This is a genomic window from Acidovorax sp. LjRoot38, assembly GCF_964252975.1.
In the GTDB taxonomy this organism is placed as follows: domain Bacteria; phylum Pseudomonadota; class Gammaproteobacteria; order Burkholderiales; family Burkholderiaceae_C; genus Acidovorax; species Acidovorax facilis.
Window position 1 is genome coordinate 1 of record NZ_CAXUPT020000007.1, and the last position, 26838, is coordinate 26838.

Below are 26838 nucleotides of genomic sequence, written 5' to 3' on the forward strand. Positions count from 1 at the left end.
TTGGGCATCACGCTAATGCAGTGCAGGATGGCTTCGAGAGCGTTGTGTGCCGACTCTCCGGACACTGAAGCTACACGGCCAAAGGCTCCCGCCCGAGAGCAAGCCCTCTTGACCGCATCGCGCGCACAGCGCCAGGCCTTAGACGTCCAGTCTTCTGCCTTCGCAAAACACCAGCAATTCGCTTTTACCAAACGCTGTCCAGGTTTCATTGGTCGTCAGCGGGCTCGTCACTATCACGGCCACTTCGTCTTTTTCATTGGTTTCTCGCGAAAAGTCGAGGCTGACGTCTTCATCACTCAGTTGCGCCTGTCCAAACGGATACCGGCGCTCCAAGTAATACAAGCTGGTAGTTGCATGGGACCATAGCGCCTGACCATTCGAGAGCAAGAAATTGAAGGTGCCGTGGGGGCTGATCCGTGCGGCCAGCTCTTTCAGCGTCAAAGTCAGTTCCGGGACGGACGGCACACTGGCATGGGACTTTGCCAACTCCTGCATGATCCAGCAAAAAGCATGTTCGCTGTCGGTGTCGCCCACCGGGCGGAAATGCGAGTGGAGGCGGGGGCGGAAATCCTTCAGATCGCCGTTGTGGGCAAAAACCCAATAGCGTCCCCAGAGTTCACGCACGAAGGGGTGGCAGTTTTGAAGGCTGACAATGCCCTGGGTCGCCTTGCGGATGTGGGCGATGACGTTTTTGCTTTTGATCGGGTATCGGCGGATCAGCTCTGCCACCGGCGACTCCACCGCTGCCTGATGATCTACAAAATGTCGTAGGCCTTTGTCTTCAAAAAAGGCGATGCCCCATCCATCGCTGTGGTGATCCGTCTTTCCTCCCCGTTGCGCAAATCCCGTGAAGCTGAAGGTCACGTCGGTGGGAACATTGCAATTCATGCCGAGCAGTTGGCACATGGGGAGATTCCGTTTCTCTGAAGTCTTGGCGGTGCAGCCAGATCATGCCCGATGCGGTCCAGCGAAGGCGATGGCGATAGGTGGCCCGTTCAACGGGGCTTGGCTTCCCGCAGTTGCCAGGCGGCTACCAAGGCCAGCAGGCACAACAAGGTCAGCATCAAAAAGGTTTCGCCGAACGCAGTGATACGGGCCGGGCCGCTGGCGCCCGCGACCAGCGAGGCGCCATGGGCGCTCAATCGCCACTCCAAGACGATGCCACACAGGCTGACGCCGGCTGCCCCGCCCAGCATGCGCAAGAAGCCGATGGTGCTGGAGCCCTGCGAGATAAGTGATTTGTCCAGAGGCCGCATGGCCCCGAGGTTCAACGAGGGCAGGATGAAGCCGAGACCAATGCGGCCCAAAATTGCAAACGCCACCAGCATCCACAATGAAGAGCCTAAGCCCACAAACACCATGAGTCCAAACGAAAGCGCCAGCAAGCTCAGTCCGATGCTGACCAGAAAATGGGTGGGCTGGCGGTCGGCAAGCCGGCCCACCACCGCGATGGTGATGGCAAGGACAAATCCTGCTGGCAGCATGAGCGTACCCACATGTGATGCGGACAAGTCCAGCCCCAACTGCATGAACACTGGCAGCAGATAGGTGGACCCGAACAAGGCCGTACCGTAGATGAATGCCACCACGCTGCCCATGGCGAACTGGCGGTATTGAAACAGGCGCAGATCCATCAGCGGCTTGCGGCCCGTGCGCAGCAACTTGCGCTGCCAGGCAATGAAACACGCGACAGCCACCACCGCTCCCGACAGCAGGCCGAGTGCCTCGGCCACGGAGCCGCCATGCAGCGACACCAGGCCATTGAGCAAGCACAGCGTACCCACAGTGCCCAGCAGGAGCCCACGCCAGTCCAGCGCCTCACCTTGGCGGTTGGCCTCTACCCCGCCCGGGGCGGTGACGGGCACAAACTTGTAAGCCAACCAGATGGACGCCAGACACAGCGGCACCACCATGAAAAAAATCGAGCGCCAGCCAAACCAGTCCACCAGCAAGCCGCCGATGCTAGGCCCGATGGCGGGTGCCAGTACAACGCCCATGCCGAAGATGCCGCTGGCGCGGCCCTGCTCATGGGGTTTGAAGGCGTACAGAATGATGACGGCCGGAATCGGTTGAACAACGCCTGCCGCCAGGCCCTCCGCCACCCGGGCGACCAGCACCAGACCGAAGTCCTGGGCGAGTCCGCCGCCAATGCCACCCGCCAGCAGCAGCAACATGGCGCCCACGTAGGTGGCGCGGTACCCGTAGCGCGACAGCAGCCAGGGCGTGGTGAGCATCGAGACTGTGGTGGCCACCATGAAGCCCGAGGTGACCCACTGCGCGCGTTCCTGGCCCAGCGTGAAATAGTGGCTCATGTCGGGGATGGCCACGTTCACGATGGTGGATGACATGATCGACGCCATCGTTCCCACCATGACCGACAGCAATACCAGCCAGCGGTAGCGCTCTCCGTAGCGCTCCCTCAAAACGGCCAGCGAGCCTGCCTGGGTCATGGCGTCGCGTGCGTCAAATTTCTGAAACGGCGCGAGGGCGAAAACACTGAGAGCCGCTCAGGTGCGCTCGGACCAGAGCTTGCCGCCCGTGGCCCAGTTTTCGCGCTTTATATCGGTGATGAGAATGTCCACCGACTCGGGCGAGCCGCCCAGGATTTCAACGGAAACGCGGGTGATTTCCTCCACCAGCTTCTTCTTTTGTTCGACCGTGCGGCCTTCCATCATTTCGACGTGGTACGTGGGCATTTCAGCTTCCTTGCAGTAGGGGTGGTTGCACAAACAAAAAACAAAGGCGAAATCATATCGACGCGGGCTGCTACGACGGTGCAAGCGGCGACGACGACGGAGAGGACGGCCTCCCGCGTGATCCGCAGGCCGGGCAGATACAGGTCTTGCCCCGCTGTTCGGGCCGCAGCGCGGCCAGTGCCTCGGGGGCAACGGTGCCGGGGGCCATGCACCAGCAGCTCTCGGATGGCTGTCCGGCAGCAATTGCGCAGAGGTTTGGCTGCCCGCACAGGGGGCAGACGGATGCGGCGGGCGCATCGGTAGCGCTACTAGCGCTGGGCGAAGGGGAAGTCATGGCGGATTCGGCTTGCAGACGGGTGGCCCGCCACGGGGGCGGGCGTGCCGAGGGCCAGTGTACGGCGCAAGCACATACCCCGCTGCGGAGCGGAACTGGTTGAACCCTCTGCCATGGGCCGATTCCCTCGGACCTGTCGCACGTTCGTAAACCAACTTTGGGTTGCGCGCAGCGAGGTGGGGATGGGTTGAAAGAAAGCTTCAAACAAAAATAGCTGCTAGCGCTTTACTATCAAGCGCAAGCAGCTATAAAAAACTGAGCAATCGTCTCATTGAAGCGCGCGCGATGCCCACGCGCGCGTCACCGCCTGCTGCTCAGGCTGCCTGCGCCGCCTTCAGCTTCAGGCGCCAGGCGTGCAGCAGCGGCTCGGTGTACCCGCTGGGCTGCTCCTGGCCCTTGAGCACCAGGTCAAGGGCCGCGCGGTAGGCGTAGCTGGTGTCAAAGTGGCCCGCCATCGGCTGGTACAGAGGGTCGCCCGCGTTCTGGCCATCGACCACGGCGGCCATGCGCTCGAAGGTCTCCTTCACCTGGGCATGCGTCACCACGCCGTGCAGCAGCCAGTTGGCCATGTGCTGGCTGCTGATGCGCAGCGTGGCGCGGTCTTCCATCAGGCCCACGTTGTGGATGTCGGGCACCTTGGAGCAGCCCACGCCCTGATCCACCCAGCGAACCACGTAGCCCAGGATGCCCTGTGCGTTGTTGTCCAGCTCCTGCTGCTTTTCAGCGTCTGTCCAGTTCGGGTTGGCGGTGACGGGGATGGTCAGCAGGCCGGTCAGCAGGTTGTCGCGCTCGGCATTCGCGTCGGTCTTTTCCAGCTCGATCTGAATGTCGCTCACCTTCACCTGATGGTAATGCAGCGCGTGCAGCGTGGCGCCCGTGGGGCTGGGCACCCAGGCGGTGTTGGCACCGGCCTTGGGGTGGGCGATCTTCTGCTTGAGCATCTCGGCCATCAGGTCGGGCATGGCCCACATGCCCTTGCCGATCTGCGCCTTGCCGCGCAGGCCACAGCTCAGGCCCACGAGCACGTTGTTCTTCTCGTACGACTGGATCCAGGCGCTGGTCTTCATGTCGCCCTTGCGCACCATGGGGCCGGCGTGCATGGCGGTGTGCATTTCGTCGCCCGTGCGGTCCAGGAAGCCGGTGTTGATGAAAGCGACGCGGCTCGATGCGGCGGCGATGCAGGCCTTGAGGTTGACGGACGTGCGGCGCTCTTCGTCCATGATGCCGAGCTTGACGGTGCTGTCGGGCAGGCCCAGCAGCTTCTCGACACGGCCGAAGAGTTCAGCGGCAAAGCCTACTTCGGCGGGGCCGTGCATCTTGGGCTTGACGATATAGACGCTGCCCTTGCGGGAGTTGCGAATTCCGTTGGCGCCATGGCCTTGCAGGTCGTGCAATGCGATAGCCGTTGTGACCACTGCATCCATGATGCCTTCGGGGATCTCGCGCTGCGTGCCCTGCGCGTCGGTCCACAGGATGGCCGGGTTGGTCATCAGGTGGCCCACATTGCGCAGAAACATCAGCGAGCGGCCATGCAGGCGCACTTCGCCGCCTTGCGGACCGGTGTAAACACGGTCCGGGTTCAGCCCACGCGTGAAGGTCTTGCCGCCCTTGGCGACCTGCTCGGTCAGCGTCGCCTGGATGATGCCCAGCCAGTTGCTGTAGCCCAGCACCTTGTCCTCGGCATCCACGGCGGCCACGGAGTCTTCCAGGTCCAGGATGGTGGAGAGCGCGGCTTCCAGCACCAGGTCGCTCACGCCCGCAGCGTCGGATTGGCCAATGGGCGTGCTGCGGTCGATCTGGATATCCAGGTGCAGGCCGTTGTGCTGCAGCAGCACCGATGAGGGCGCTGCTGCGCTCCCCTGGTAGCCCTTGAACTGCGATGCGTCCTTGAGGCCCGTGGTGCTGCCATTGGCCAGTGACACGACCAGCTGGCCGCCTTCCACCTTGTAGCCCGTCGAATCCTTGTGGGAGCCTGCAGCCAAAGGCGCCGTGTCATCCAGCACTTGGCGCGCAAACGCGATCACCTTGGCGCCGCGCACCGGGTTGTAGCCCTTGCCCTTTTCGGCGCCGCCTTCTTCGCTGATGGCATCCGTGCCATACAGCGCGTCATACAGGCTGCCCCAGCGCGCGTTGGCGGCGTTCAATGCGTAGCGTGCGTTCAGGATGGGCACCACCAGCTGCGGGCCGGCCTGCGTGGCCAGCTCGTCGTCCACGTTGGCGGTGGTCGCCTTCACGTCGGCGGGCTGGGGCACCAGGTAGCCGATCTTTTCGAGGAAGCTGCGGTAGGCCACCATGTCCTTGATGGGGCCGGGGTTGGCCTTGTGCCAGGTGTCCAGCTCGGTCTGCAGGCGGTCGCGCTCGGCCAGCAGGGCGATGTTGCGCGGGGCCAGGTCCGACACGATGGCGTCAAAGCCCTTCCAGAAGGCGGCGGCATCGACACCCGTGCCGGGCAGCACCTTGTCTTCGACAAAGCGGTACAGGGAGGTGGCCACTTGCAGGCCGTGGATTGCGGTGCGGTCGGTCATGGGGGTGCCTAAAGAGTTGAGTTGTTGAAACGTGGATCAAAGAAATGTCGGACCTTGGCGAGAAGGCCATGGACAGACTGTATTGCAAATGTTTGCCCACATAAATACGCTGAAAAGCTCGAAACCAGTGACTTTTACGCAAAACTGGCGACAGTCCGTAGTTGCACGGAATGGCGCACCGGCCGGTTAAGCACTACGCTGCGCGAAGAGCCAGGGCGCCCCTGCAATCTATTGCGAGGCCGTTATCTGGCTCATAAAAATAACCCCACCGGGAGACAAATCCATGCAGGCACCCTTGGCCGCTGGCGCGCTGAACGCTGCCTACAAGAACAAGATCGTCAGCGCCGCCGACGCGGTGCAGCTCATCCACGACGGCGACACCGTGGCCACCGGCGGTTTTGTGGGCATCGGCTTTGCCGAGAGCATCGCCGTGGCACTGGCCCAGCGCTGGGAGTCCACACAAACCCCGCGCGACCTCACGCTGGTCTACGCTGCAGGGCAGGGCGATGGCAAGCAGCGCGGCCTCAACCACCTGGGCCACGCGGGGCTGCTCAAGCGCGTGATCGGTGGGCACTGGGGCCTGGTGCCGCGCATCCAGAAGCTGGCGGTGGACAACCAGATCGAGGCCTGGAACCTGCCGCAGGGCGTGATCACGCATTTGTTCCGCGACATCGCTGCGGGCAAGCCTGGCACGCTCACGCGCGTGGGTCTCGATACCTTTGTGGACCCGCGCCACGGCGGCGGCAAGCTCAACGCGCGCACCACTGAAGACCTGGTGCGCGTGCTGCCCATCGACGGGCAGGACTACCTGTTCTACAAGGCCTTCCCGATCCACGTGGGCATCATCCGCGCGACCACGGCCGACGCGGACGGCAACCTCACCATGGAGCGCGAGGCGCTCACGCTCGAAGCGCTGGCGATTGCCATGGCCGCGCGCAACTCGGGCGGCGTGGTCATTGCGCAGGTCGAGCGCATCGCCGAGCGTGGGTCGCTCAACCCCCGCCAGGTCAAGGTGCCGGGCGTGCTGGTCGACGCCGTGGTGCTGGCCACCGAGCCCGCGCACCACCACCAGACCTTTGCCGAGCCCTACAGCGCCGCCTTTGCCGGTGAGCTGCGTGTGCCCGTGGACACCCTGGAGGCGATGCCACTCACCGAGCGCAAGATCATCGCCCGCCGCGCAGCGCTGGAGCTGCGCCCGCACCAAGTAGTGAACTTAGGGATAGGCATGCCCGAGGGCGTGGCCAACGTAGCGGCTGAGGAGCGCATCATCGACCTCGTCACACTCACGGCCGAGCCCGGCGTGATTGGCGGCATTCCCGCGGGTGGCCTGAACTTTGGCGCGGCCGTGAACCCGCAGGCCATCATCGACCAGCCCAACCAGTTCGACTTCTACGACGGCGGTGGCCTGGACACTGCGATCCTGGGCCTCGCGCAGGCCGACCAGCACGGCAACCTCAACGTGAGCAAGTTTGGCCCGCGCCTGGCGGGTGCGGGCGGCTTCATCAACATCAGCCAGAACGCTAAGACCGTGGTGTTTGTCGGCACCTTCACGGCAGGCGCGCTGCAGGTCGAAGCGGTGGACGGCCACCTGCACATCCTGCACGAAGGGGGCGCACGCAAGTTCGTTCGCGAGGTGGAGCACCGCACCTTCAGCGGCGCCGAAGCCCTGCGGCGCGGCCAGCGCGTGCTGTATGTGACGGAGCGCTGCGTGTTCCGCCTGGTGCCCTCGGGCGAGCCGGAGGGCGGCAGCGCGCTGGAGCTGATCGAACTGGCCCCCGGCATCGACCTGCACCGCGACGTGCTCGCCCACATGTCCTTCACGCCGCGCATCAGCCCCGGCCTGCAGACCATGGACATGCGTCTGTTCGAGCCCGGCCCGCTGGGCCTGCGTGAGCAACTGCTCAATCGCCCGCTGGTGCAGCGCTTTGAGCTGGACGCCGCACGCCAACTGCTGCACATCGACTTCTCGGGCCTGCAGATCAACACCGCCAGCACCATAGCCGCCATCGAGCAGGAGGTGCGCCACCTGCTGGCCCCGCTCGCCACGCGGGGCGAACGCGTGGCGGTGATCGTGAACTACGACCACTTCACCATTGCGCCCGACCTGGCGGATGCCTATGCGGCCATGGTGCAAGGCCTCACGCGCGACCACTACGCGGAGGTCAAGCGCTACGGCACCGTGGGGTTCCTCAAGTCCCGATTGACCTGATTGCTATATTAATAATAGCTATCAAGGCAATGTGGTCGTGCGCAAGGGCCTGTTTTTGCTTCAGGTTTTTCAGCCACCGGGTGCTTCCGCGCTGCAGCGGCCGTGTGCAGGCCCCCGCGTGGATGTCTCCATAATCACCGCCCATGGACAAACTCAAGGCCTTCGAATCCTTTGTATCGGTGGCCACGCGCGGCAGCCTCACTGCAGCCGCCAAGGCCGAGGGCGTGGCGCCCGCCATCATGGGCCGTCGGCTGGATGCGCTCGAAGAGCACCTGGGCGTGAAGCTGCTGGTCCGCACCACGCGCCGCATCAGCCTCACGCACGAGGGCAGTGCGTTTCTGGAAGACTGCCAGCGCCTGTTGTCCGACGTGGCCAACGCCGAGGCCAGCGTGTCCGAAGGGGGCGTCAAGGCCACGGGCCATTTGCGTATCACCGCCCCGGCTGGTTTTGGCCGCCGCCATGTGGCGCCGCTGGTGCCACGTTTTCGCACCGCCCACCCGGACGTGACCATCTCGCTCAACCTCAGCGACCGCGTGGTGGACCTGGCGGGCGAGGGCTATGACTGCGCCGTGCGCGTGGGCGACCTGCCCGACTCGTCGCTGGTGAGCGTGCGCATAGCCGACAACCGCCGCCTGTGCGTGGCCACACCCGCCTACCTGCAGCGCCACGGCACGCCGCGCCACCCCAGCGAGTTGGTGCAGCACGACTGCCTCACGCTGTCGAGCGAGGCATCGCAAACACGGGGCTGGGCGTTCCGCATGCCGGTCGAAGGCGGTGGCACCGAGGTCATCCACCTCAAGCCCGGCGGCCCGCTCGATTGCTCGGACGGGCAGGTGCTGCACGACTGGTGCCTGGCGGGCTACGGCATTGCCTGGCGCAGCACCTGGGAGGTGGAGGCCGAGATCGCGGCAGGCCGGCTGGTGGAGGTGCTGCACGATTTTGCGGCGCCGCCCAACGGCATCTATGTGGTGTTTCCGCAGCGCAAGCACATGCCGCTGCGGGTGCGGCTATGGATCGAACACCTCAAGCACCAGTACGCACAGCCCGCGTTCTGGAAAGGCCCGCAGGCCGGCGGTTGATAGCCCCCGTGGCAGACTGCACAGCACTCCATGTCCACCGCGCCCACACTCCTCGTCGCTGACGACCACCCGCTGTTCCGCGCGGCCGTGCTGCACGTGCTGCGCGAGCGCCTGCCCCAGTACCGCACGCTGGAGGCGGCCAGCGCCACCACGCTGGGCCAGGCGTTGCAGGAGCACCCGGAGATCAAACTCGTGCTGCTGGACCTGAGCATGCCCGGCACGCGCGGCTTCTCGGCCCTGCTGCATGTTCGCGGCGAATACCCCGAGCTGCCGGTGGTGATCATCTCGTCCAACGACCACCCGCGCGTCATCCGCCGCGCGCAGCAGTTTGGCGCGGCGGGTTTCATCCCCAAGTCCGCGCCTGCCGACGCCATGGGCGACGCCATCCAGGCCGTGCTCGACGGCGGCAGCGGGTTCCCGCCCATGGCGGCCGAGCGCTCCGAGGCCGACGCCGAGTTGGCCGCGCGGCTCGCGCAGCTCACGCCTCAGCAATTCCGCGTGCTGCTGTGCCTGGCCGACGGGCTGCTCAACAAGCAGATCGCCGCCGCGCTGGGGTTGGCGGAGAACACGGTGAAGGTGCACGTCACCGCCATCCTGAAAAAGCTCGCGTGCTACAGCCGCACGCAGGCGGCGGTGCTGGTCAAAAGCCTGGAGACGGAAGACGGCGTGTCTTCCTGAGGTGGAGATCTGCATCAAAACGGCCGCTGTCGCTTATCCAAAAAGCCCTGGCAGCTACTAAAAACGTAGCGACGAGCGCAGCCTATCCAACCGGGCGCAGCACCCTGCGCGAGGCGCCGTGCAAGGGCCGCCCCGCCGCGCAGCGGCTCAGGGGGATGCTCCCTGTCTCAGCAGCGTCTGGCTCACCAGCGCCCGCAGCGCGGGGGCGCGCACGGGCTTGGCCAGAAAGCCCCAGCCGCGCTCGGCGGCCTGGCGGCGCAGGGTGGCATCGCGCTCGGCGGTGACCAGGATCACGGCAGGCGTCTGGCCCCAGCGCTGGCACAGCTGCGCGAACACTTCAGGGCCGTGGAGGCCGGCGCCCAGGTGCACGTCCAGCAGCACCAGCTGCGGTGCCTGGCCGGGCTGGGCTGCGGCCAGGGCCTCGGGCGCGCCAGCGGCTAGCGGCACCGTGCACCCCCAGCGCTGCAGTAGGGCCTGCGTGGCGGCGCAGGTAGGGCCGTCGTCATCAATGACCCAGGCACTGCTGCCTTGCAGGGGGGCGTCGTCGGCGGGTTGCTGCGTGGTGGCGGGGGGCGCAGCCTGCTGCGCGGCGGCGGGGTTGCCCAGCGGCACACACACCCAGAACACGCTGCCGCGCCCCAGTTGCGAGCGCAAGCCAATGTCGTGCCCCAGCAGGCGGCCCAGGCGTTCGACGATGGCCAGGCCCAGGCCTGCGCCCCGGTCGTCGGCGCGGCCTTCGTCCAGGCGGCGGAATTCTTCGAAAATTTCACGCTGCAGAGCCTCGGGGATGCCGGGGCCCTGGTCATGCACTTCGATGCGCAGGTGGTCATTGCCCACCCTGCGGCAGCCCACCACGATGCGCCCCCGCCGGCTGTAGCGGATGGCGTTGGAGACAAAGTTCTGCAGGATGCGGCGCAGCAGGTTGTCGTCGGTGCGCACCACGGCGCGCGTGGGCACGCAGCGCAGTTGCAGGCCCTGGCTTTCGGCCAGCACGCCAAAGTTGTGGCCCAGCACCTGCAAGAGTGGCCCTAGGGCCACGTCGTGGATGTGCACATCGAACTGGCCCGATTCCATGCGCGAGATGTCGAGCAGGCTGTTGAGGATGGCGTCCTGCGCGGCCAGGGCGCCGTCGATGCTGTCCACGGCGTGCCGTTCGGCGTCGCCTGGCAGATGGCTGCGCAGCAGCGAGGTGAACATGCGCGCGGCGTTCAGGGGCTGCAGCAGATCGTGCACGGCGGCGGCCACAAAGCGGGTCTTGGAGCGGTTGGCCTGCTCGGCCTCGCGCCGCGCGGCGTCCAGGTCGCGGGTGCGGTCGGCCACGCGCTGCTCCAGCGCATCGGCCAGCGATCGCAGCTCGCGTGCGGCGTTCTTGTAGCTGGTGATGTCGGCGTAGCTGGTCACAAAACCGCCTTCGGGCAGCGGGTTGCCCCGGATCTCCAGCACCGTGCCGTCGTCCTTAGCGCTTTCGTGCAGGTGTGGAGTGCCGCTGCGCAGGTGGGCCAGCCGCCGTGCGATGGCCTCATCCACCGGGCCTGGCCCCAGCAGGCCCCGGCGCGCGTTGTGGCGCAGCAGGTCGGCAATGGGCTGGCCCACGCGCATCAGGTCTGCCGGGAAGCGAAACAGCTGCACATAGCGCGAGTTCCAGGCCACCAGGTTCAGGTCGGCGTCGATGATGACCACGCCCTGCGGCAGATGTTCCAGGCTGCGCGAGAGGCCCGTGTCGGTCTGCTGGGCGGCCTGCTGCGCCGCCTGCACGATGCCGTCCTGCGCGGTGCGCAGCTCCTGCGCGTGCTGTTGCAGCACGGTCTCCAGTTCCTGGCGGCTGCGCTGGCGCAGGCGGGCCAGGCGCTGGCGCTGGCGCACAAACAGCACCAGCAGGCCCAGCGCCAGCCAGCCGCCCGCGCCTGCCGCAGCTGCCCAGCGGCTGTCCGCGAAGCTGCTGTGTGTCTCGTGCAGCAGGTGCAGCTGCCACGGGGTGCCGGGCAGGGGCTGGGTCCGCCACAGCACGCGGCCGGACAGGGCAGGGGCCTGCACGCTGACCAGCCGACCGCCAGTGTCCAGGGCTTCCACCACGCGGACTTCCAGCGGGCGCAGCGGCTGGTCGGCGTACTGCCGGGTGGCGTTCAGTTCGCGGCGCTCCTCGTCGTCCAGAGGCTCCAGCAGGCGGTAGCGCCAGGCGTCCTGGCTGGCCAAAAAAACCACGCCATGCGCGTCCGACGCCAGCACGATGTCGGTGGTCTGCAGCCACTCACGCTCCAGCTCCTGCAGCGCGATCTTGATGGCCACCAGCCCCAGCGTCTGGCCCTGGTCGTCGTGGATGGCCTGAGACAGGAAGTAGCCCGGTTCGCCCGTGGTCACGCCAATGCCATAGAAGCTGCCGCGCCCCTGGGCCAGCGCCTGCTGCACGTAGGGGCGAAAGCTGTAGTCCACCCCCACATTGCTCGTGGCCGTGCGCCAGTTGCTGGCGGCCACGGCCAGGCCGTCGCGGTTGAGCAGGGTAAGGGTGGAGGATTGGCTGGCACCGTTGGCCTGCTCCAGCTTGCGGTTCAGCTGCTCCCCATCGGCCGCACTCAGTGGGTGGGTCAGCGCGTTGCGCAGCTGTGCATCCAGCGCCAGCACTTCGGGCAGGGTGCGGTAGCGGTCGATGCGCTGGGCCAGGGCCTGGCCGTAGAGCGCCAGTTGGCCCTGCACGCTGCGGTTTTCTTCCTGCAGTGAACGCTGCCAGGCCCATTGGCCGGCGATGAACATGCTGCCCACCATGCCCCCAAGCAGGATCAGCAGGGTCCAGAATTTTCGGAGGCGGGGCGTCATCGTCATGGGGAAAATTTGTTCCTGGCGCGGTCCGTAGGCTGGGATGTTGCGGGGAGCGAGTGTGCCGCATCCCGGCCGGGTGCTAGGTGTTTTCCCTATATCGGGGCAAGCGGCGCTCTATGGCGGTGCCCCTGGCTAATACCAATAGGTTATCGGCTCAAACAGCGTGCGGCGGTACAAACGGCACCCTCGACGCACCCCGGTGGTGCAGTCTTTCGTGATTTCAGGAGACCTCCATGCACGCCATTTCCGCCCCCACAGCCCACCCCGTGCGGCTGCCTTTTTACCGGCAGCTGTATTTCCAGGTGGTGCTCGCCATCGTCCTGGGTGTCTTGCTCGGGCATTTTGAACCCGCCTATGGCGAGGCGCTCAAGCCGCTGGGTGATGCCTTCATCAAGCTGGTCAAGATGATCATCGCGCCGGTGATCTTCCTGACCATCGTGACCGGCATTGCGGGCATGTCGCAGCTGAGCAGCGTGGGCCGCGTGTTTGGCAAGGCCATGGCGTACTTTTTGTTCTTCTCCACGCTGGCCCTGGTGGTGGGCCTGGTGGTGGCCAACGTGGTGCAGCCCGGCGCGGGCATGAACATCAACGTCGCCGATCTGGACCAGACGGCCGTGAAGAGCTACGTGGCCAAGTCGCATGAGATGAGCCTGACCGGGTTTGCGATGGACATCATCCCCAAGACGCTGGTCAGCCCCTTCGTGGGCGACAACATCCTGCAGGTGCTGCTCGTGGCCGTGCTGTTTGGTGTGGGCCTGGCGCTGGTGGGTGAGGCGGGCCGTCCTGTGCAGCATTTTCTGGAAGCGCTGACCACCCCCGTGTTCAAGGTGGTGGGCATTGTGATGAAGGCCGCGCCCATCGGTGCGTTCGGTGCCATGGCGTTCACCATCGGCAAGTTTGGCCTGGGTTCGCTGGTCAATCTGGCCTGGCTGGTGGGCTCGTTCTACATCACCTCGTTGCTGTTCGTGGTGGTGATCCTGGGCTTTGTAGCGCGGCTGTGTGGATTCTCGGTGTTCAAGCTGTGCCGCTACCTGAAGGCCGAGCTGATGCTGGTGCTGGGCACCTCGTCGTCTGAATCCGCCTTGCCCTCGCTGATGGAAAAGATGGAAAAGGCCGGTTGCAGCAAGTCGGTGGTGGGTCTGGTGGTGCCCACGGGCTATTCCTTCAACCTGGACGGCACCAACATCTACATGACGCTGGCCGCGCTGTTCATCGCCCAGGCCACGAACACCGAACTGACGCTGGGTCACCAGGTGGCGTTGCTGCTGGTGGCGATGCTCAGCTCCAAAGGCGCAGCAGGCGTGACCGGTGCAGGCTTCATCACTCTGGCCGCCACCCTGGCCGTGGTGCCTGAAGTGCCGGTGGCCGGCATGGCGCTGATTCTGGGTGTGGACCGCTTCATGAGCGAATGCCGCTCGCTGACCAACTTTATTGGTAACGCCGTGGCCACCGTGGTGGTATCCCGTTGGGAAAACGCGCTGGACCATGAGCGCCTGGATGCCGCGCTGAACGGTCATCCCCTGCCCGCCCCGGCCACTGCCATGGCCCCGGTGGTGCCTGCGGATGTGCCCGCAGGCGCGATGGCCCGCACGGTGGCCTGATCGCGTCCGCTCCGGTGTTCGGTCAAAGCGGCGCAGGCCCTCGGGTCTGCGCCGCCTTTTTTTGGGGGGCGCAATGCGGTGGCACGCATACCGGGATGCCGCGTTGCGCGGCGGCAGCGAAATTCCTCAAGCAAAATGGCGGCCACCCGGGCTCCAGAAAAGCAGCGCGCACTGAGGTCCTGGGTTTTGCAAAGGAAACCCCCATGACCCTCGAAGCCGTCCTCGCCGCCCTGCACCTGGTGGCCATCCTGACCTTTGTGGTCTTTTTATCGAGCCAGGCGGCGCTGTGCCGCATGGAGTGGATGAACGCTGCTGTGGTCGAGCGTCTGGCGCGGCTGGATGTGATCTACGGTGTGGCGGGGGCGCTGATGATCGCCAGCGGCGTGGCCCGTGTCCTCTGGGGCATCAAGGGGGCTTCGTGGTATCTCTCGCAGCCGCTGTTTCACATCAAAATCACCATCATTCTGGTCATGATTCTCCTGTCCTTCTGGCCTTCGCTGGTGTTTCGCCGCTGGCGCCATGCCCTGCGCAGCACGGGGGCACTGCCAGCGGCGCAGGAGGTGGCCAAGGTACGCCGCCTCGTGATGATCCAGTCCCACGTGTTGCCCGTGGTGGCGGTGATCGCGGTGTTCTGGGCGCGGGGCTGGTAGGCGTCGCAAGAAAGACGTTCCGCCCAGAAAAAAGCCGCTGACCCTCACGGGCAGCGGCTTTCTTTGTTTTGGCAGGGCTTATTTGTTCTTCAAGCATTCGCTCATGAAGGCCTTGCGCTCGTCGCCCTTGAGCGTCTTGGCTTTTTCGTCGGCGTTGCAGGCCTTCATCTTGTTTTGCTGGGTTTCTGGCTTGTTGCTCAGGCAGGTCTTCATGAAAGCCTTGCGCTCGTCGCCCTTCTTGTCCGCCGCTTCCGCATTGCAGGTGGCCATGCGGGTCTGCTGCTTGGTGGGCGCGGCGGCCGATGCCGCAGGCGCTGCCGGCGTGGCGGGGGTTGCTGCCGTGGCCGGGGCGGCGGCCTTGGCTCCGGCGGCAGGGGCGTCGGCAGCGTGGGCTGCGCCGAACGAAAGGACCAGGCTCAGGGCTGTCAGGGAGAGAAGCTTGTTCATAGGGGCTCCAGTAGAGATGTGGCATCTGACGCAACCTGCGTCGGATTGCCCGATTACAACGTATGCCCTGGAGACGGGGCTGACACGCCGCAGGCCAGGCCATGATTCTTTACGATCTGTTGCGTACTGGCTGCGCAGGGCTGCTTTGACGGTGCTGGCGGCATGCTCGGTGAGCGCCCCGGCCCGGCCCCGTAAAATCCGCCGATGCTCACAGCCAAAAATGAATTGCTCGCTGCGCTTGCAGCCGAGCTGGAAGTCCTGTCCCCTGGCGCTGGCGCCAAGGCGGCGTTTGAATCCCCCAAGGTGGCGGCCCATGGAGACTTCGCCTGCACCGCCGCCATGCAACTAGCCAAGCCGCTCAAGCTCAACCCCCGCGCCTTGGGTGAACAGCTCAAGGCCGCACTGGAGGCCACGCCCGCCTTCACCCGCTGGGTGGATGCCATTGAAATCGCCGGACCGGGCTTTCTGAACATCCGCTTGAAGCCAGCCGCCAAGCAGGAAATCGTGCGCGAGGTGCTGGCCGCTGGCGAGCGTTTCGGCTATCAACCCGACAACGGCCAGCGCGTGCTGGTCGAGTTTGTCTCGGCCAACCCCACCGGCCCCCTGCACGTGGGCCACGGCCGCCAAGCTGCTCTAGGCGATGCGATCTGCAACCTGTTCAGCACCCAGGGCTGGAAGGTGCACCGCGAGTTCTATTACAACGACGCGGGCGTGCAGATCGATACGCTGACCAAGAGCACGCAGCTGCGCGCCAAGGGCTTCAAGCCCGGCGACGACTGCTGGCCCACCGACAGCGACAACCCGCTGGCCAAGAACTTCTACAACGGCGATTACATCGCCGACATTGCCGAGGCCTTCAAGGCCAAGGCCACGGTGAAGGCCGACGACCGCGAGTTCACGGCCAACGGCGACGTAGAGGACTACGACAATATCCGCCAGTTCGCCGTGGCCTACCTGCGCAACGAGCAGGACAAGGACCTGCAGGCGTTCAACCTGCACTTTGACGAGTACTACCTGGAGTCCAGCCTGTACACCAGCGGCCGCGTCGAGGCCACGGTGAACAAGCTCGTCGCCAATGGCAAGACCTACGAGCAAGATGGCGCGCTGTGGCTGAAAAGCACGGACTACGGCGACGACAAGGACCGCGTCATGCGCAAGCAGGACGGCTCCTTCACCTACTTCGTGCCTGATGTGGCGTACCACATCGCCAAGTGGGAGCGTGGCTTCACGAAGGTCGTCAACATCCAGGGCACGGATCACCACGGCACCATTGCCCGCGTGCGTGCCGGGCTGCAAGCGGCCGACGTGGGCATTCCGCAGGGCTACCCTGACTACGTGCTGCACACGATGGTGCGTGTGGTCAAGGGTGGTGAAGAGGTCAAGATCAGCAAGCGCGCAGGCAGCTATGTCACGCTGCGCGACCTGATCGAATGGACCAGCAAGGACGCCGTGCGTTTCTTCTTGCTCTCCCGCAAGCCCGATACCGAGTACACCTTCGACGTGGACCTGGCCGTGGCGCAGAACAACGACAACCCCGTGTACTACGTGCAGTACGCGCATGCCCGCATCCAGTCGGTGCTGCGCGCTTGGCAAGAGGCTGGCGGTGGCGACGTGGCTTCGCTGCACGATATTGATCTGTCGGCTCTCGAAGGCCCACAGGCCCAGGCGCTGATGCTGCAGCTGGCCAAGTACCCCGAAATGCTCACGGCTGCGGCCGACGGCGAAGCCCCGCACGATGTGACCTTCTACCTGCGCGACCTTGCCGCCAGCTACCACAGCTACTACGACGCCGAGCGCATCCTGGTGGACGACGAGGTGGTGAAGAAGGCTCGCCTGGCGCTGGTCGCCGCCACCGCGCAGGTATTGCACAATGGCCTGGCCGTGCTGGGCGTGTCGGCTCCAGCCAGAATGTAAGCAGTCACTATGAAGAAACAACAGACGGGCGGGACCATCGTCGGCTTTATCGTTGGGGTCATCGTGGGCCTGGGCGCTGCCTTGGCTGTGGCGGTGTACGTGACCAAGGTGCCGGTGCCCTTCCTCAACAAGGGCAATGGCCGGGGCGTGGACATGGACGCCGCCGAGACCCAGAAGAACAAGAACTGGGATCCCAATTCGCCTTTGTATGGCAAGAATCCGGCTCGCCCGGCAGCCCCGCCCGCTGTGGCTGCCTCGGCGCCCACCCCAGCCGCGCCGGATGCGCGGGCTGTGGCATCGGCGCCCGCACCCAAGCCCGCTGCCAGCAAGCCCGAGGCCAAGGCTGAAACCAAGCCCGGCGCCGACCCGCTGGGCGATCTGGCCGTGGCCAAGGCTGCTGCCAAGGGCAATCTGGACCCGTTCGACTACTTTGTCCAGGCCGGGGCTTTCCGCACCCAGGCGGACGCCGATGCGCAGCGCGCCAAGCTGGCCATGCTGGGCTGGGAGGCCCGCGTGAGCGAGCGTGAGCAAAATGGCCGGGCGGTGTTCCGCGTGCGTGTGGGGCCGTTCACCAAGCGCGACGACGCCGAGCAGCTCAAGGAGAAGCTCGATGGCGCCGGTCTGGAGTCGGCGCTGGTGCGCGTGCAGCGCTGATGCGCCAGACTTCGGGTGGCTGAACTTTTTGCGGGGGCATGGCTCACATCCCCCAGACCTGTAACAGGAGAGTCTTTGTCATGAAACGCCGTGAGTTTTCTTTGTCCGCCGCCTCGGCGGTTGCCGCTTCCGCCCTGACGTTGCCAGTGGCCACCCCCGCGCTGGCTCAGGCCCGCCAGTTCAAGGAGGGCAAGGACTTCCGGCGGCTGGACAAGCCGGTAGCGCCCGACGCGCCTGCGGGCAAGGTCGATGTGATCGAGTTCTTCTGGTACAGCTGCCCCCACTGCAACGCTTTTGAACCCGCGCTCGACGCCTGGGTCAAGGCCGCCCCCAAGGACCTCTCCGTCCGTCGTATGCCCGTGGCCTTCAACGCGAGCTTTGTGCCGCAGCAGAAGTTGTACTACGCCCTGGAAGGCATGGGCAAGCTCGAAGCCCTGCACGCCAAGGTGTTCCGCGCCATCCATGTGGAAAAGCAGAAGCTGGCCAAGGACGACGAAATTTTTGCCTGGGTGGCCCAACAGGGTGTGGACGCCGCCAAGTTCAAGGAAATTTACACCTCGTTCAGCGTGTCCAACCAAGTTCGCCGTGCTTCGCAACTGCAGGACGCCTACGGTGTGGAGGGCGTGCCCTCGATGGGTGTGGCGGGCAAGTTCTACACCGATGGCACCATGGCGGGCAGCATGCAAAACGTGCTGCAGGTGGTGGAACATTTGGCGACAGTGGCCCGCAAAGGCTGACGGTTTTCGCCCGGCCGCCGGTTCCCATTGGCAAAAGCCCGCACATGCGGGCTTTTTTCATGGAGGAACGCGATGGGGTGGCTACAATGATTGCAAGATTCGTGCCCTATGAACCATCGCCTCCTTCCGATCCTCCTGCTCGCGGCCCTGACCTGCACCTTCGGTGTGGCCCATGCCGAAAAGGCCGACCGCGCCAAGCCCATGAACATCGAGGCGGACGCTTTGCGCCACGATGAGCTCAAGCAGACCAGCGTGTTCTCTGGCCGCGTGGTCATGACCAAGGGCTCCATCGTGCTGCGTGGCGCGCGGCTGGATGTGCGTCAGGATGCCGATGGCTACCAGTACGGTGTGGTCACGGCAGAGCCCGGCAAGCGCGCCTTCTTCCGGCAAAAGCGCGACACCCTGCCGGGAGCACCCGACGAGTTCATCGAAGGCGAGAGCGAAGTCATCGAGTACGACGGCAAGGCCGACAACGTGCGCTTCATCTCCCGTGCCGAGCTGCGCCGCTACCGGGGCGCTGTGCTCAGCGACGAGATCACGGGTGCCGTGATTGTCTACAACAACCTGACCGACGTGTTCTCCGTGGACGGCAAGCGCACCGCCACCAACGCTGCGGGCGATGCCCCCGCACCGGGCAGCCGCGTGCGCGCCGTGCTGGCCCCCAAAGATCCACCGCCCGCTGCGGCGGCCCCCGAGGCGGCGTCCCCGGCGCTGCGCCCCAGCAACAGCCTTGGCGGCGGCGCCAAGTGAGTGGGCCCGCTGTGAGTACCGGTCCTGACACTCAGGCGGGTAGCCGCCTGGGGCCTGATTCCCAGGCGGGCAGCCGCCTGGAGGTGCAGCACCTGGCCAAATCTTATGGCAGCCGCAAGGTCGTCAAGGACGTTTCGCTGGTCGTGCAAAAAGGTGAGGTCGTGGGGCTGCTCGGCCCCAACGGCGCGGGCAAGACCACCTCGTTCTACATGATCGTGGGGCTGGTGCGCAGCGACGAGGGAGACATCCGCATCGACGGTCAATCCGTGGCCCACATGCCCATCCACCGGCGCTCGCGCCTGGGCCTGTCGTACCTGCCGCAAGAGGCCTCGATCTTTCGCAAACTCACGGTCGAAGAGAACGTGCGCGCTGTGCTGGAACTGCAGCGTGGTGATGACGGCCAGCCGCTCTCGCGCGACGCCATCGAGGAGCGCCTGACGGCCCTGCTGCAGGAGCTGCGCGTGGACCACCTGCGCGCCTCGCCCGCCATGGCCCTGTCCGGTGGCGAGCGCCGCCGCGTCGAGATTGCCCGGGCCCTGGCCACACAACCGCGTTTCATCCTGCTGGACGAGCCCTTTGCCGGCATCGACCCCATTGCCGTGATCGAGATCCAGCGCATCATCGGCTTCCTGAAGGCGCGGGGCATTGGTGTGCTCATCACCGACCACAATGTGCGCGAAACCCTGGGCATCTGCGACCACGCCTTCATCATTAGCGATGGCCGCGTGCTCGCGCAGGGCACGCCGTCCGAGATCGTGGACAACGCCGAGGTACGACGTGTTTACCTTGGCGAACACTTCAGGATGTGATGAAGCCTGGACTCTCGCTGCGCGTCTCGCAGCATCTTGCATTGACCCCCCAGCTTCAGCAGTCCATTCGGCTGCTGCAGTTGTCCACGCTCGAACTCTCGCAGGAAGTCGAGCAGATGCTCGACGAAAACCCGTTCCTCGAACGCAATGCCGACGAAGCTCCGCGCGAGGAGTTTGGCCTGGAAGCCGCCGACACGCCCGCTCAGGCTGACGACTACAGTGCGGATGATGCTATATTTTCAGGAGCTAGCAGCGCAAACAGCACAAGCGCTGAAGGCCAAAATGATGCTGAAACACCGAGTGCTGGCGCTGACGAGCCTGACTGGAGCGGTGACGGCACGGTAGAAATGGCGCCCAACGACGCGGAGTGGGGCGGGGATGCGCCCGCCCGCAACCGCAACGACTCCGAAGGCGACGAGGCCGACGCCACCGAGCTGGCCCGTTCGCATGAATCGCTGACCGCCTTTTTGCACCGTCAGGCACTGGCGCTGCGCTTGTCAGAGATTGACCGCGCAGCGCTGCGTTTTCTCATTGAATCGCTCAACGACGACGGCTACCTCGAAGAGCCGCTGGAAGAGCTGGCCATCAGCCTGGCCGGGCCGGACGACCTGGAGCAGATCGAAGAGCTGGTGCACCGCTTCACCGTGGCCCAGCGCCTGCTGCAGAGCCTGGAGCCCACCGGCGTGGGTGCGCGCAACCTGGCCGAATGCCTGACGCTGCAGCTCACGGCGCTGGCTGCCGACGAGGACAGCGATGCTGACCCCGACACGGTGCAGACCGCGCTGCGCATTTGTCAGCAGCCGCTGGAGATGCTGGCCCGCCGCGACATCCGCCGCCTGACGCAGCTGTGTGGCGACGGCGAAGAGCGCACCCGCGCCGCCATGGCGCTGATCGCTCGCCTGGAGCCTCGCCCCGGCCGCCGCTTTGCCGACGTGGAGCGCAACATCATCATTCCCGATGTCATCGTGCGCAAAGCGGGGCGTGCCAATGGACGCGATGGCCAGCACAACTTCATCGTCAGCCTCAACCCCGATGTGATGCCGCGCCTGCGCGTGCACGACATTTATGCTGGCGCCCTGCGCGGCCACAAGGGCGGCGAGGGCCACCAGGGCATGCAGCAGCGCCTGCAGGAGGCGCGCTGGTTCATCAAGAACATCCAGCAGCGCTTTGACACCATCCTGCGCGTCTCGCGCGCCATCGTGGAGCGGCAAAAAAGCTTCTTCACCCACGGCGAGTTGGCCATGCGCCCGCTGGTGCTGCGCGACATCGCCGACGAACTGGGCCTGCACGAATCCACCATCAGCCGCGTGACCACCGCCAAATACATGGCTACGCCCATCGGCACGTATGAGCTGAAGTACTTCTTTGGCTCCGGCCTTGGCACCGAGACCGGTGGCAACGCATCCAGCACCGCCGTGCGCGCGCTCATCAAGCAGTTTGTGGCCGCAGAAAGCCCCGCCAAGCCGCTGTCCGACAGCCAGATCGCTGAGATGCTCAAGGAACAGGGCATCGAGTGCGCACGCCGCACCGTGGCCAAGTACCGCGAGGCGCTCAAGATCGCGCCGGCCAACCTGCGCAAGGCGCTGTAGGTACCCCGGTTGGGGGCGCATGGCTCGCCCTGTCTGAATTTTTCGTTTTTCTATCCGCCACCCCACCATGGCCCGCATCGTCTTCGACCTCCCCCCGCACTTTGGCTTTGCCACCGAGCTGCAGATCTACATCAGCCACGTCAACCAAGGCGGGCACCTGGACAACGCGCAACTTCTGAGCCTGGTCTCTGAAGCGCGGGTGCGCTTCTTCCAGTCGCTGGGCTACCCCGAGGCCGACGTGGGCGGGCTGTCCATCGTGGTCGGCGACATCGTGGCGCAGTACAAGTCCGAAGGTTTCCACGGTGAAACCATGCGCGTGGAGATGGCGCCTGCGGACTTCAACCGCTATGGGTTTGACCTGGTCTTTTGCATGACCGAGAAGACCTCAGGCCGCGAGGTGGCGCGCGGCAAGATCGGCATCGTCTTCATCGGCAAGGCCGACCGCAAGGTGGCGCCGATCCCCGAATCCATCCGCCAATTGCTGCTGGCCCGCGCGGGAACGCCGGATTCCCACGCATTGTCTGAGCGCGTATCCTCCCCATCGACATGAACCAACTCCAACTTTTTCTCCCCTGCGCCGCTGGTGTGGAGGGCTTTCTGGCCGATGAGGTGCATGGCATCACCGGCCTCACGGGGCAAGACCTGCTGGTCGGCCGCGGCGGCGTGCTGCTGCGCGCCTCGTGGCGCGAGGCGCTGCTGCTCAACCTGCACAGCCGACTGGCCCAGCGCGTACTGGTGCAGTTGGCGCACCGCCCGTACCGCTCCGAGAACGATCTCTATGCCATGGCCAGCGACGTGGCCTGGGAAATCTGGTTCACCACGCGCCAGACCTTCAAGGTCGAGGTGACCGCCCAGCACAGCCCGCTGCAGAGCCTCAACTTCGCAGGTCTCAAGGTCAAAGACGCAGTGGCCGACCGCTTTCGCGCCAAAAGCGGCGTGCGGCCCGACGTGAACACCCAGTGGCCCGATGTGCGCATCCACCTGCACCTGACCACCGACGAGGCCACGATCTACATCGACACCTCGGGCGAGCCGCTGTTCAAACGCGGCTGGCGCGAGGACAAGGGCGATGCGCCACTGAAAGAAACCCTGGCCGCCGCCATGATCGCCGCCAGCGGCTGGGACCCGCATGGCGACAACCCCCAGCCGCTGTACGACCCCTGCTGCGGCAGCGGCACCATCGTGATTGAGGCCGCGCAGATCGCCTGCCGCATTCCGGCGGGCATGCTGCGGCGCTTTGCGTTCGAGAAGCTGCTGCCGTTCCAGGCCCATGTCTGGGATGCTATTAAAAACGAAGCTGAAAGCGCAATACAGACAAGCGCTGTGCCCCTGTTTGGCAGTGATGTGGCCTTCCGCATGGTCGATTTTGCGCAGCGCAATGCAGAGCGCGCAGGTGTGGCCGATGCAGTGCAGCTGCGCGGCGGCGACGCCCTGCAGCGCATGCCACCGTGCGACCAGCCTGGCGTGATGCTGCTGAACCCGCCCTACGGCGAGCGCATTGCTGCTGCAGGCAGCGCAGGCCGCAACGCCAGCGAGCGCGCCGCCGACCGTGCCCAGGGCATGGCCGTGGGCCGCGAAGAGGCGCAGACCGAGGATGGCGGCGAATTCTTCAGCCAGCTGGCCTCGCACTGGAAGAAGAACTACGCTGGTTGGCAGGCCTGGATGCTCACACCCGACCTCAAGCTGCCCGGCAAGATGCGCCTGAAAGAATCGCGCCGCGTGCCGATGTGGAACGGCCCCATCGAATGCCGCCTCTTCCGCTTCGACATGATCAAGGGCGCGGTGCGCGACCGTGCTGCAAAACCCGCCCCTGACAACGACCCGCGCAATGCAGGTTGAACTGCGCCTGCCCGCCGAGGCCGCACCGGGCGAACCCGCTCGCCCTGTGGTGGTGGACACCAACGTCGCGCTCGACCTGCTGATCTTCAGCGACCCGCGCACCGCCCCCCTGCGCGCACTGCTGGCCCAAGGGCGCCTGGCCTGGATAGCGACCCAGGTCATGCGCGACGAATTGGAGCGCGTGCTGGCCTATCCGCACATCGTTGGGCGCATGGACTACTACCGCGTGGATGCAGCGCAGGTACTCGCTGCATTTGATGCGCAGGCGCGGCTGGTGGAGATCGCGCCCAAGGTGCCCTATGTCTGCAAGGACGCGGACGACCAGAAGTTCATCGACCTGGCGGCGGCACACCGGGCGATTTTGCTGAGCAAGGACAAGGCGGTGATCTGTATGCGCAAGCGCTTGATGAATTTCGGGGCGGATGTGGCGACTGCGCTGGTGCTGGAGGCGAGGGTAGCAGCACTTGCGGTTTGATAGTCCTGCCAAGTCTTCGACAAGATCGTGGGGACTGTTACCCTCCGATGATCGTTTGTCACCGCCCATGAGTTCAAGGCGGCACTTCCTCTGGCATACCGCTGGCGCTATCTCATTTTTTGCGAGGCCGTCTTTGGCTCAAAGTCTTCCGTCGTCAATCCTTCGTGATCTCCCCTGGTCTTTTTCTGAGCCGTCTTGCCAGGATGTGGAGACTTTGCTCTCAGCCCTGCGTGAGTACAGCAGGAGCATTGGACACAGCCTGGATGAGCAGGAGCTCCAGAGGCAGTTTCCGGGCAGGACGTTGGACGTGACCTATGCGTACTGGGTTCGGGATAACGGTGGCGTTTGGACCGAATTGAGCGCTACGGTTCAGATTCGCAGGGACCACAACCCAACCTATGCAGAGGTGCTGTTCCTTTTGCACCAAGAGGCCGCGCACCTGCTGGCTGACCAGGATCACCATTTTTTTGAGGGGCTGGTGCTGTCTGCAGATCCGTTGTCAGACACGCCAAGGTACGAAATGCTGCTGGGAAGTTGATCGTAAGTTTGGTGGGATGGGTGGGCGCAGTCGGACCTGCCACGTTGGCAATCCAAGCCCTGGAAATCAGGACGTCAAAACCTTCTTCAAATACACCAGCTGAAATCCCTGGATGTAGTTGTCGATGTGCCCAAACTCCTCATAGCCCTGTTTAAGATAGAACTCGCGCGCCTGCCACTCAAAGGTGTTCAGCGTCACGCTGTGCGCGCCCAGGTTGCGGGCTTTCTGTTCTGCCGTGGCCAGCAGGTTGCGGCCCACTCCATGGTGCCGGGCGGCTTCGTCCACAAACAGCAGTTCCACGTTCAGCCACTCCAAAAACACGAATCCGCGCAGCCCGCCCACCAATTCGCCCTGCGCGTCACGCGCGCTCACCCACACCGGCTGGGACTGGCCGTACTCACCGACGAACCCGTAGTTGAATTGCCGCATCCGACGGCCTAAGACGCCGGAGTGAACTTCTTCTGCTGTGGGTGTGTAGATCTCAAAGTCGGTCATTGCGGAAGTCATGTAGGCCGGATTGGTGAAGCGTAACCCGACCTGCTCTCATCGGGCGAAGCTGCCCCGCCGTCGCTTGAGCCGCCGCGCTCAGCTATCAAATCTGAAGTCCGCTGCCGCGTGCAGCTCCCAAGCCCCTTCGCCCTTGAACTCCAGCACGTGCGTGTGGTGTTTGAGCACGGCGGGGCGGTGGGCGATGCTGATGAGGGTGGTTCCGCTGGCGCGCAGGCGTTCGTAGAGGGCGGTTTCGTTGGCGCTGTCCAGCGCGCTGGTGGCTTCATCCAGGATGACGATGCTGGGCTGGCGCGCCAGCACGCGGGCAAAGGCCAGGCGCTGTTGCTCGCCAACGGACAGCAGTTTCTCCCAGTCGTAGGACGCGTTGAGCCCATCCACACGCTCGGACAGTGATTCGAGGTGCACCTCCTGCAGCAGCTCCAGCAGGCGTTCGTCGCTCAGCGCCGTCTGCTTGCTCGGGTAGATGATCTGGCTGCGCAGTGTGTCAATCTGCATGTAGGGGCGCTGGGGCAGGAAGAACATGTCTTCCAGGGGCGGGTGCTGCACGGTGCCGCTGCCCGTGTGCCACAGGCCGGCAATGGCACGCAAGAGCGAGCTTTTGCCGCAGCCGCTCGGGCCGGTGATGAGCAGCGCGTCGCCGGGCTGTAGCTGCAGCGAGAGGTCGGCCACGAGTAGGCGGCCGAAGTGGGGGGTGTAAAGCGAGAGCCCTTCGATGGCCAGTGTGTCGCCGATGCGGGTGGTGATTTGCGGTGGGGGCTCGGAGGGGGCATGGGCGTTGGTCGCGGGCGTCGCATCGTCCGCAGGCTGACCTGCTGGGGCGGGCTCGGCCCAGGGGGTGGGCGCGGCAGGGGTTTTGAGCACGACCTGCGACAGGGTATGGAGCCGGTCGATGCCCGCCACAAACCGGCTCAGGCTCTCGAAGTTGTCCACGATCAGCGAGATGGCGCCCAGCACGGCGGCAAATGCGCCTGCCGCCTGGATGGCCCGGCCCACCTCCAGCTCGCCCGACAGCACCGCATTGGCCAGGAGGATGCTGGGCAGGATCAAGGTGAGCTGGCTGAAAGAACGCTGGTACAGGTTGAGCGAGAGCTGCTTTTTGATGAGCCGGGCGAAGTTGGTAAACGCAGCCTCAAACCGGTGGTCGATCTGCACGCGCTCCTGGGGTTCGCCCCGGTAGAAGGCGATGGATTCGGCGTTTTCGCGCAGCCGCATCAGCCCGAACCGGAAGTCTGCCTCGCGGCGGATCTGCCAGAAGTTCAGCCGGATCAGCGGCGCGCCAAAAAGGTACAGCGCCCCGAAGGTGCCCAGCAGGGCATACACCGCCAAAAAAGCCACCAGCGTCTTGGAGATGGACCACAACACCGCGCTGAACGCCACCAGCTGCATCAGCGAACCGATGAAAATCAGCAGGAAGTGCGTGGACCGGCTGGTGAAGGTGTTGATGTCTTCGCTGATGCGCTGGTCGGGGTTGTCGATGTCGCCGCCCGCGCCGATCTCGTAGTACTTGCGTTCGCTCAGATAGCCATCCAGGAAGCGGTGGGTGAGCCAGCGCCGCCAGTGGTTGGAGAACGCGTCGCGCATGTAGTAATAAAAGGCGTACACCGGCACCGCGAATGCCAGTACAACAAGGCTGGTGCGCACCGCGATCCAGAAGCGGTCGGCCTGCTTGGCCGCCAGGGCCGATGTCATCTCCCCCGTCTTGTCGATCAGCATGACGGCCAGCTGGGTCTCGCACACCATGAGGGCGATCAACAGTGCCATCAGGCCCCAGGCGGTGCGCTTCTTATCGCCTGCCCAGTAGGGCCGCGCCACGCCCATGAACTGCTTCCAGGCAGCCCGCGACAGGGTGGGCGGTCGGCTGCGGCGGGTCTTGTCGGAGGTGGTGGGCAAGGGCGTGGGCTCAGGGGCGGCTGGGCTGGCAGCGGCGGGTAGTGGCATGGAAAGAAGGGAGGGCTGGAGGAAGCTCCACCTGAACGATAGGCGATGAGGG

General features: G+C 65.0%; 24 protein-coding genes. 15 read left to right on the forward strand and 9 right to left on the reverse strand.

Going from position 1 to position 26838, the window contains the following annotated elements:
- Positions 1-138 precede the first annotated feature (138 nt).
- From ACSQ22_RS14040 to ACSQ22_RS14060, 5 genes are all read right to left on the reverse strand, one after another.
- Positions 139-906: a class II glutamine amidotransferase gene (locus tag ACSQ22_RS14040; protein ID WP_431151100.1), complete on the reverse strand. Its 768-nt coding sequence runs from the start codon at positions 904-906 to the stop codon at positions 139-141.
- Between the two features lie 89 nt (positions 907-995).
- The gene (locus ACSQ22_RS14045; RefSeq protein WP_436130678.1) at positions 996-2450 is read right to left on the reverse strand and encodes a DHA2 family efflux MFS transporter permease subunit; all 1455 of its coding nucleotides are present in this window, start codon (positions 2448-2450) and stop codon (positions 996-998) included.
- Positions 2451-2507: 57 nt separating this feature from the next.
- A complete protein-coding gene (locus ACSQ22_RS14050) occupies positions 2508-2696 on the reverse strand; it encodes a 4-oxalocrotonate tautomerase (RefSeq protein ID WP_010466444.1) in 189 nt (62 codons plus the stop codon).
- Between the two features lie 70 nt (positions 2697-2766).
- Positions 2767-3030, reverse strand: coding sequence for a cysteine-rich CWC family protein (locus ACSQ22_RS14055; RefSeq protein WP_431151097.1), 264 nt, complete (start codon positions 3028-3030; stop codon positions 2767-2769).
- A gap of 314 nt (positions 3031-3344) precedes the next feature.
- Entirely contained in the window at positions 3345-5555 is a 2211-nt protein-coding gene (locus tag ACSQ22_RS14060; RefSeq protein WP_436130679.1) for a malate synthase G, read from the reverse strand.
- 283 nt (positions 5556-5838) lie between these two features.
- Between ACSQ22_RS14060 and ACSQ22_RS14065 the strand changes: the two genes are divergently transcribed.
- The 3 genes from ACSQ22_RS14065 to ACSQ22_RS14075 all read left to right on the forward strand — a co-directional run bounded on the left by ACSQ22_RS14065 (position 5839) and on the right by ACSQ22_RS14075 (position 9521).
- Entirely contained in the window at positions 5839-7764 is a 1926-nt protein-coding gene (locus ACSQ22_RS14065) for an acyl CoA:acetate/3-ketoacid CoA transferase (RefSeq protein ID WP_436130680.1), read from the forward strand.
- A gap of 143 nt (positions 7765-7907) precedes the next feature.
- Positions 7908-8843 (forward strand): LysR family transcriptional regulator, encoded by a 936-nt coding sequence (locus tag ACSQ22_RS14070; protein WP_015016104.1) that lies wholly within the window; start codon positions 7908-7910, stop codon positions 8841-8843.
- 30 nt (positions 8844-8873) lie between these two features.
- Entirely contained in the window at positions 8874-9521 is a 648-nt protein-coding gene (locus tag ACSQ22_RS14075; protein ID WP_436130681.1) for a response regulator, read from the forward strand.
- Positions 9522-9668: 147 nt separating this feature from the next.
- Here the strand turns inward: ACSQ22_RS14075 and ACSQ22_RS14080 are convergent, their stop codons facing one another.
- A complete protein-coding gene (locus ACSQ22_RS14080; protein WP_436130682.1) occupies positions 9669-12338 on the reverse strand; it encodes a hybrid sensor histidine kinase/response regulator in 2670 nt (889 codons plus the stop codon).
- Positions 12339-12568: 230 nt separating this feature from the next.
- Between ACSQ22_RS14080 and ACSQ22_RS14085 the strand changes: the two genes are divergently transcribed.
- On the forward strand, positions 12569-13936 hold the full coding sequence (locus ACSQ22_RS14085; protein ID WP_121421454.1) for a dicarboxylate/amino acid:cation symporter: 1368 nt from the start codon (positions 12569-12571) through the stop codon (positions 13934-13936).
- Between the two features lie 203 nt (positions 13937-14139).
- A complete protein-coding gene (locus ACSQ22_RS14090) occupies positions 14140-14586 on the forward strand; it encodes a DUF2214 family protein (RefSeq protein ID WP_055397981.1) in 447 nt (148 codons plus the stop codon).
- 78 nt (positions 14587-14664) lie between these two features.
- Here the strand turns inward: ACSQ22_RS14090 and ACSQ22_RS14095 are convergent, their stop codons facing one another.
- Complete coding sequence (locus ACSQ22_RS14095) at positions 14665-15033, reverse strand: PsiF family protein (protein ID WP_055397983.1); 369 nt, start codon at positions 15031-15033, stop codon at positions 14665-14667.
- A 204-nt stretch (positions 15034-15237) separates the two neighbouring features.
- On the opposite strand from ACSQ22_RS14095, the gene argS reads away from it, so the two are divergent.
- From argS to ACSQ22_RS14145, 10 genes are all read left to right on the forward strand, one after another.
- On the forward strand, positions 15238-16947 hold the full coding sequence (gene argS, locus ACSQ22_RS14100; protein WP_436130683.1) for an arginine--tRNA ligase: 1710 nt from the start codon (positions 15238-15240) through the stop codon (positions 16945-16947).
- A 9-nt stretch (positions 16948-16956) separates the two neighbouring features.
- Positions 16957-17601 (forward strand): SPOR domain-containing protein, encoded by a 645-nt coding sequence (locus ACSQ22_RS14105; protein ID WP_055397987.1) that lies wholly within the window; start codon positions 16957-16959, stop codon positions 17599-17601.
- Between the two features lie 80 nt (positions 17602-17681).
- Positions 17682-18338, forward strand: coding sequence for a thiol:disulfide interchange protein DsbA/DsbL (locus tag ACSQ22_RS14110; protein WP_055397989.1), 657 nt, complete (start codon positions 17682-17684; stop codon positions 18336-18338).
- A 108-nt stretch (positions 18339-18446) separates the two neighbouring features.
- Complete coding sequence (lptA, locus tag ACSQ22_RS14115) at positions 18447-19088, forward strand: lipopolysaccharide transport periplasmic protein LptA (RefSeq protein WP_436130684.1); 642 nt, start codon at positions 18447-18449, stop codon at positions 19086-19088.
- 11 nt (positions 19089-19099) lie between these two features.
- Entirely contained in the window at positions 19100-19897 is a 798-nt protein-coding gene (gene lptB / locus ACSQ22_RS14120) for an LPS export ABC transporter ATP-binding protein (protein ID WP_055402495.1), read from the forward strand.
- The gene (locus ACSQ22_RS14125) at positions 19897-21486 is read left to right on the forward strand and encodes an RNA polymerase factor sigma-54 (RefSeq protein WP_436130685.1); all 1590 of its coding nucleotides are present in this window, start codon (positions 19897-19899) and stop codon (positions 21484-21486) included. Before lptB ends, ACSQ22_RS14125 begins: the two co-directional genes overlap by 1 nt.
- 67 nt (positions 21487-21553) lie before the next feature.
- Positions 21554-22036 carry an acyl-CoA thioesterase gene (locus ACSQ22_RS14130; protein ID WP_055402488.1) on the forward strand — a complete coding sequence of 161 codons (483 nt, stop codon included), beginning with the start codon at positions 21554-21556 and terminating at the stop codon, positions 22034-22036.
- Positions 22033-23325: a THUMP domain-containing class I SAM-dependent RNA methyltransferase gene (locus ACSQ22_RS14135; protein WP_055402486.1), complete on the forward strand. Its 1293-nt coding sequence runs from the start codon at positions 22033-22035 to the stop codon at positions 23323-23325. The genes ACSQ22_RS14130 and ACSQ22_RS14135 overlap by 4 nt, the downstream gene beginning before the upstream one ends.
- The gene (locus tag ACSQ22_RS14140) at positions 23315-23800 is read left to right on the forward strand and encodes a putative toxin-antitoxin system toxin component, PIN family (protein ID WP_436130686.1); all 486 of its coding nucleotides are present in this window, start codon (positions 23315-23317) and stop codon (positions 23798-23800) included. The genes ACSQ22_RS14135 and ACSQ22_RS14140 overlap by 11 nt, the downstream gene beginning before the upstream one ends.
- 307 nt (positions 23801-24107) lie before the next feature.
- Positions 24108-24338: a hypothetical protein gene (locus ACSQ22_RS14145; protein WP_147433794.1), complete on the forward strand. Its 231-nt coding sequence runs from the start codon at positions 24108-24110 to the stop codon at positions 24336-24338.
- A gap of 66 nt (positions 24339-24404) precedes the next feature.
- On the opposite strand, the gene ACSQ22_RS14150 is transcribed toward ACSQ22_RS14145, so the two are convergent.
- Together ACSQ22_RS14150 and ACSQ22_RS14155 are read right to left on the reverse strand one after the other, a co-directional pair.
- Complete coding sequence (locus tag ACSQ22_RS14150) at positions 24405-24833, reverse strand: GNAT family N-acetyltransferase (protein ID WP_055402480.1); 429 nt, start codon at positions 24831-24833, stop codon at positions 24405-24407.
- A gap of 90 nt (positions 24834-24923) precedes the next feature.
- Positions 24924-26786, reverse strand: a complete 1863-nt coding sequence (locus tag ACSQ22_RS14155; protein ID WP_436130687.1) for an ABC transporter ATP-binding protein/permease — start codon at positions 26784-26786, stop codon at positions 24924-24926.
- Between the last annotated feature and the right edge of the window lie 52 nt (positions 26787-26838).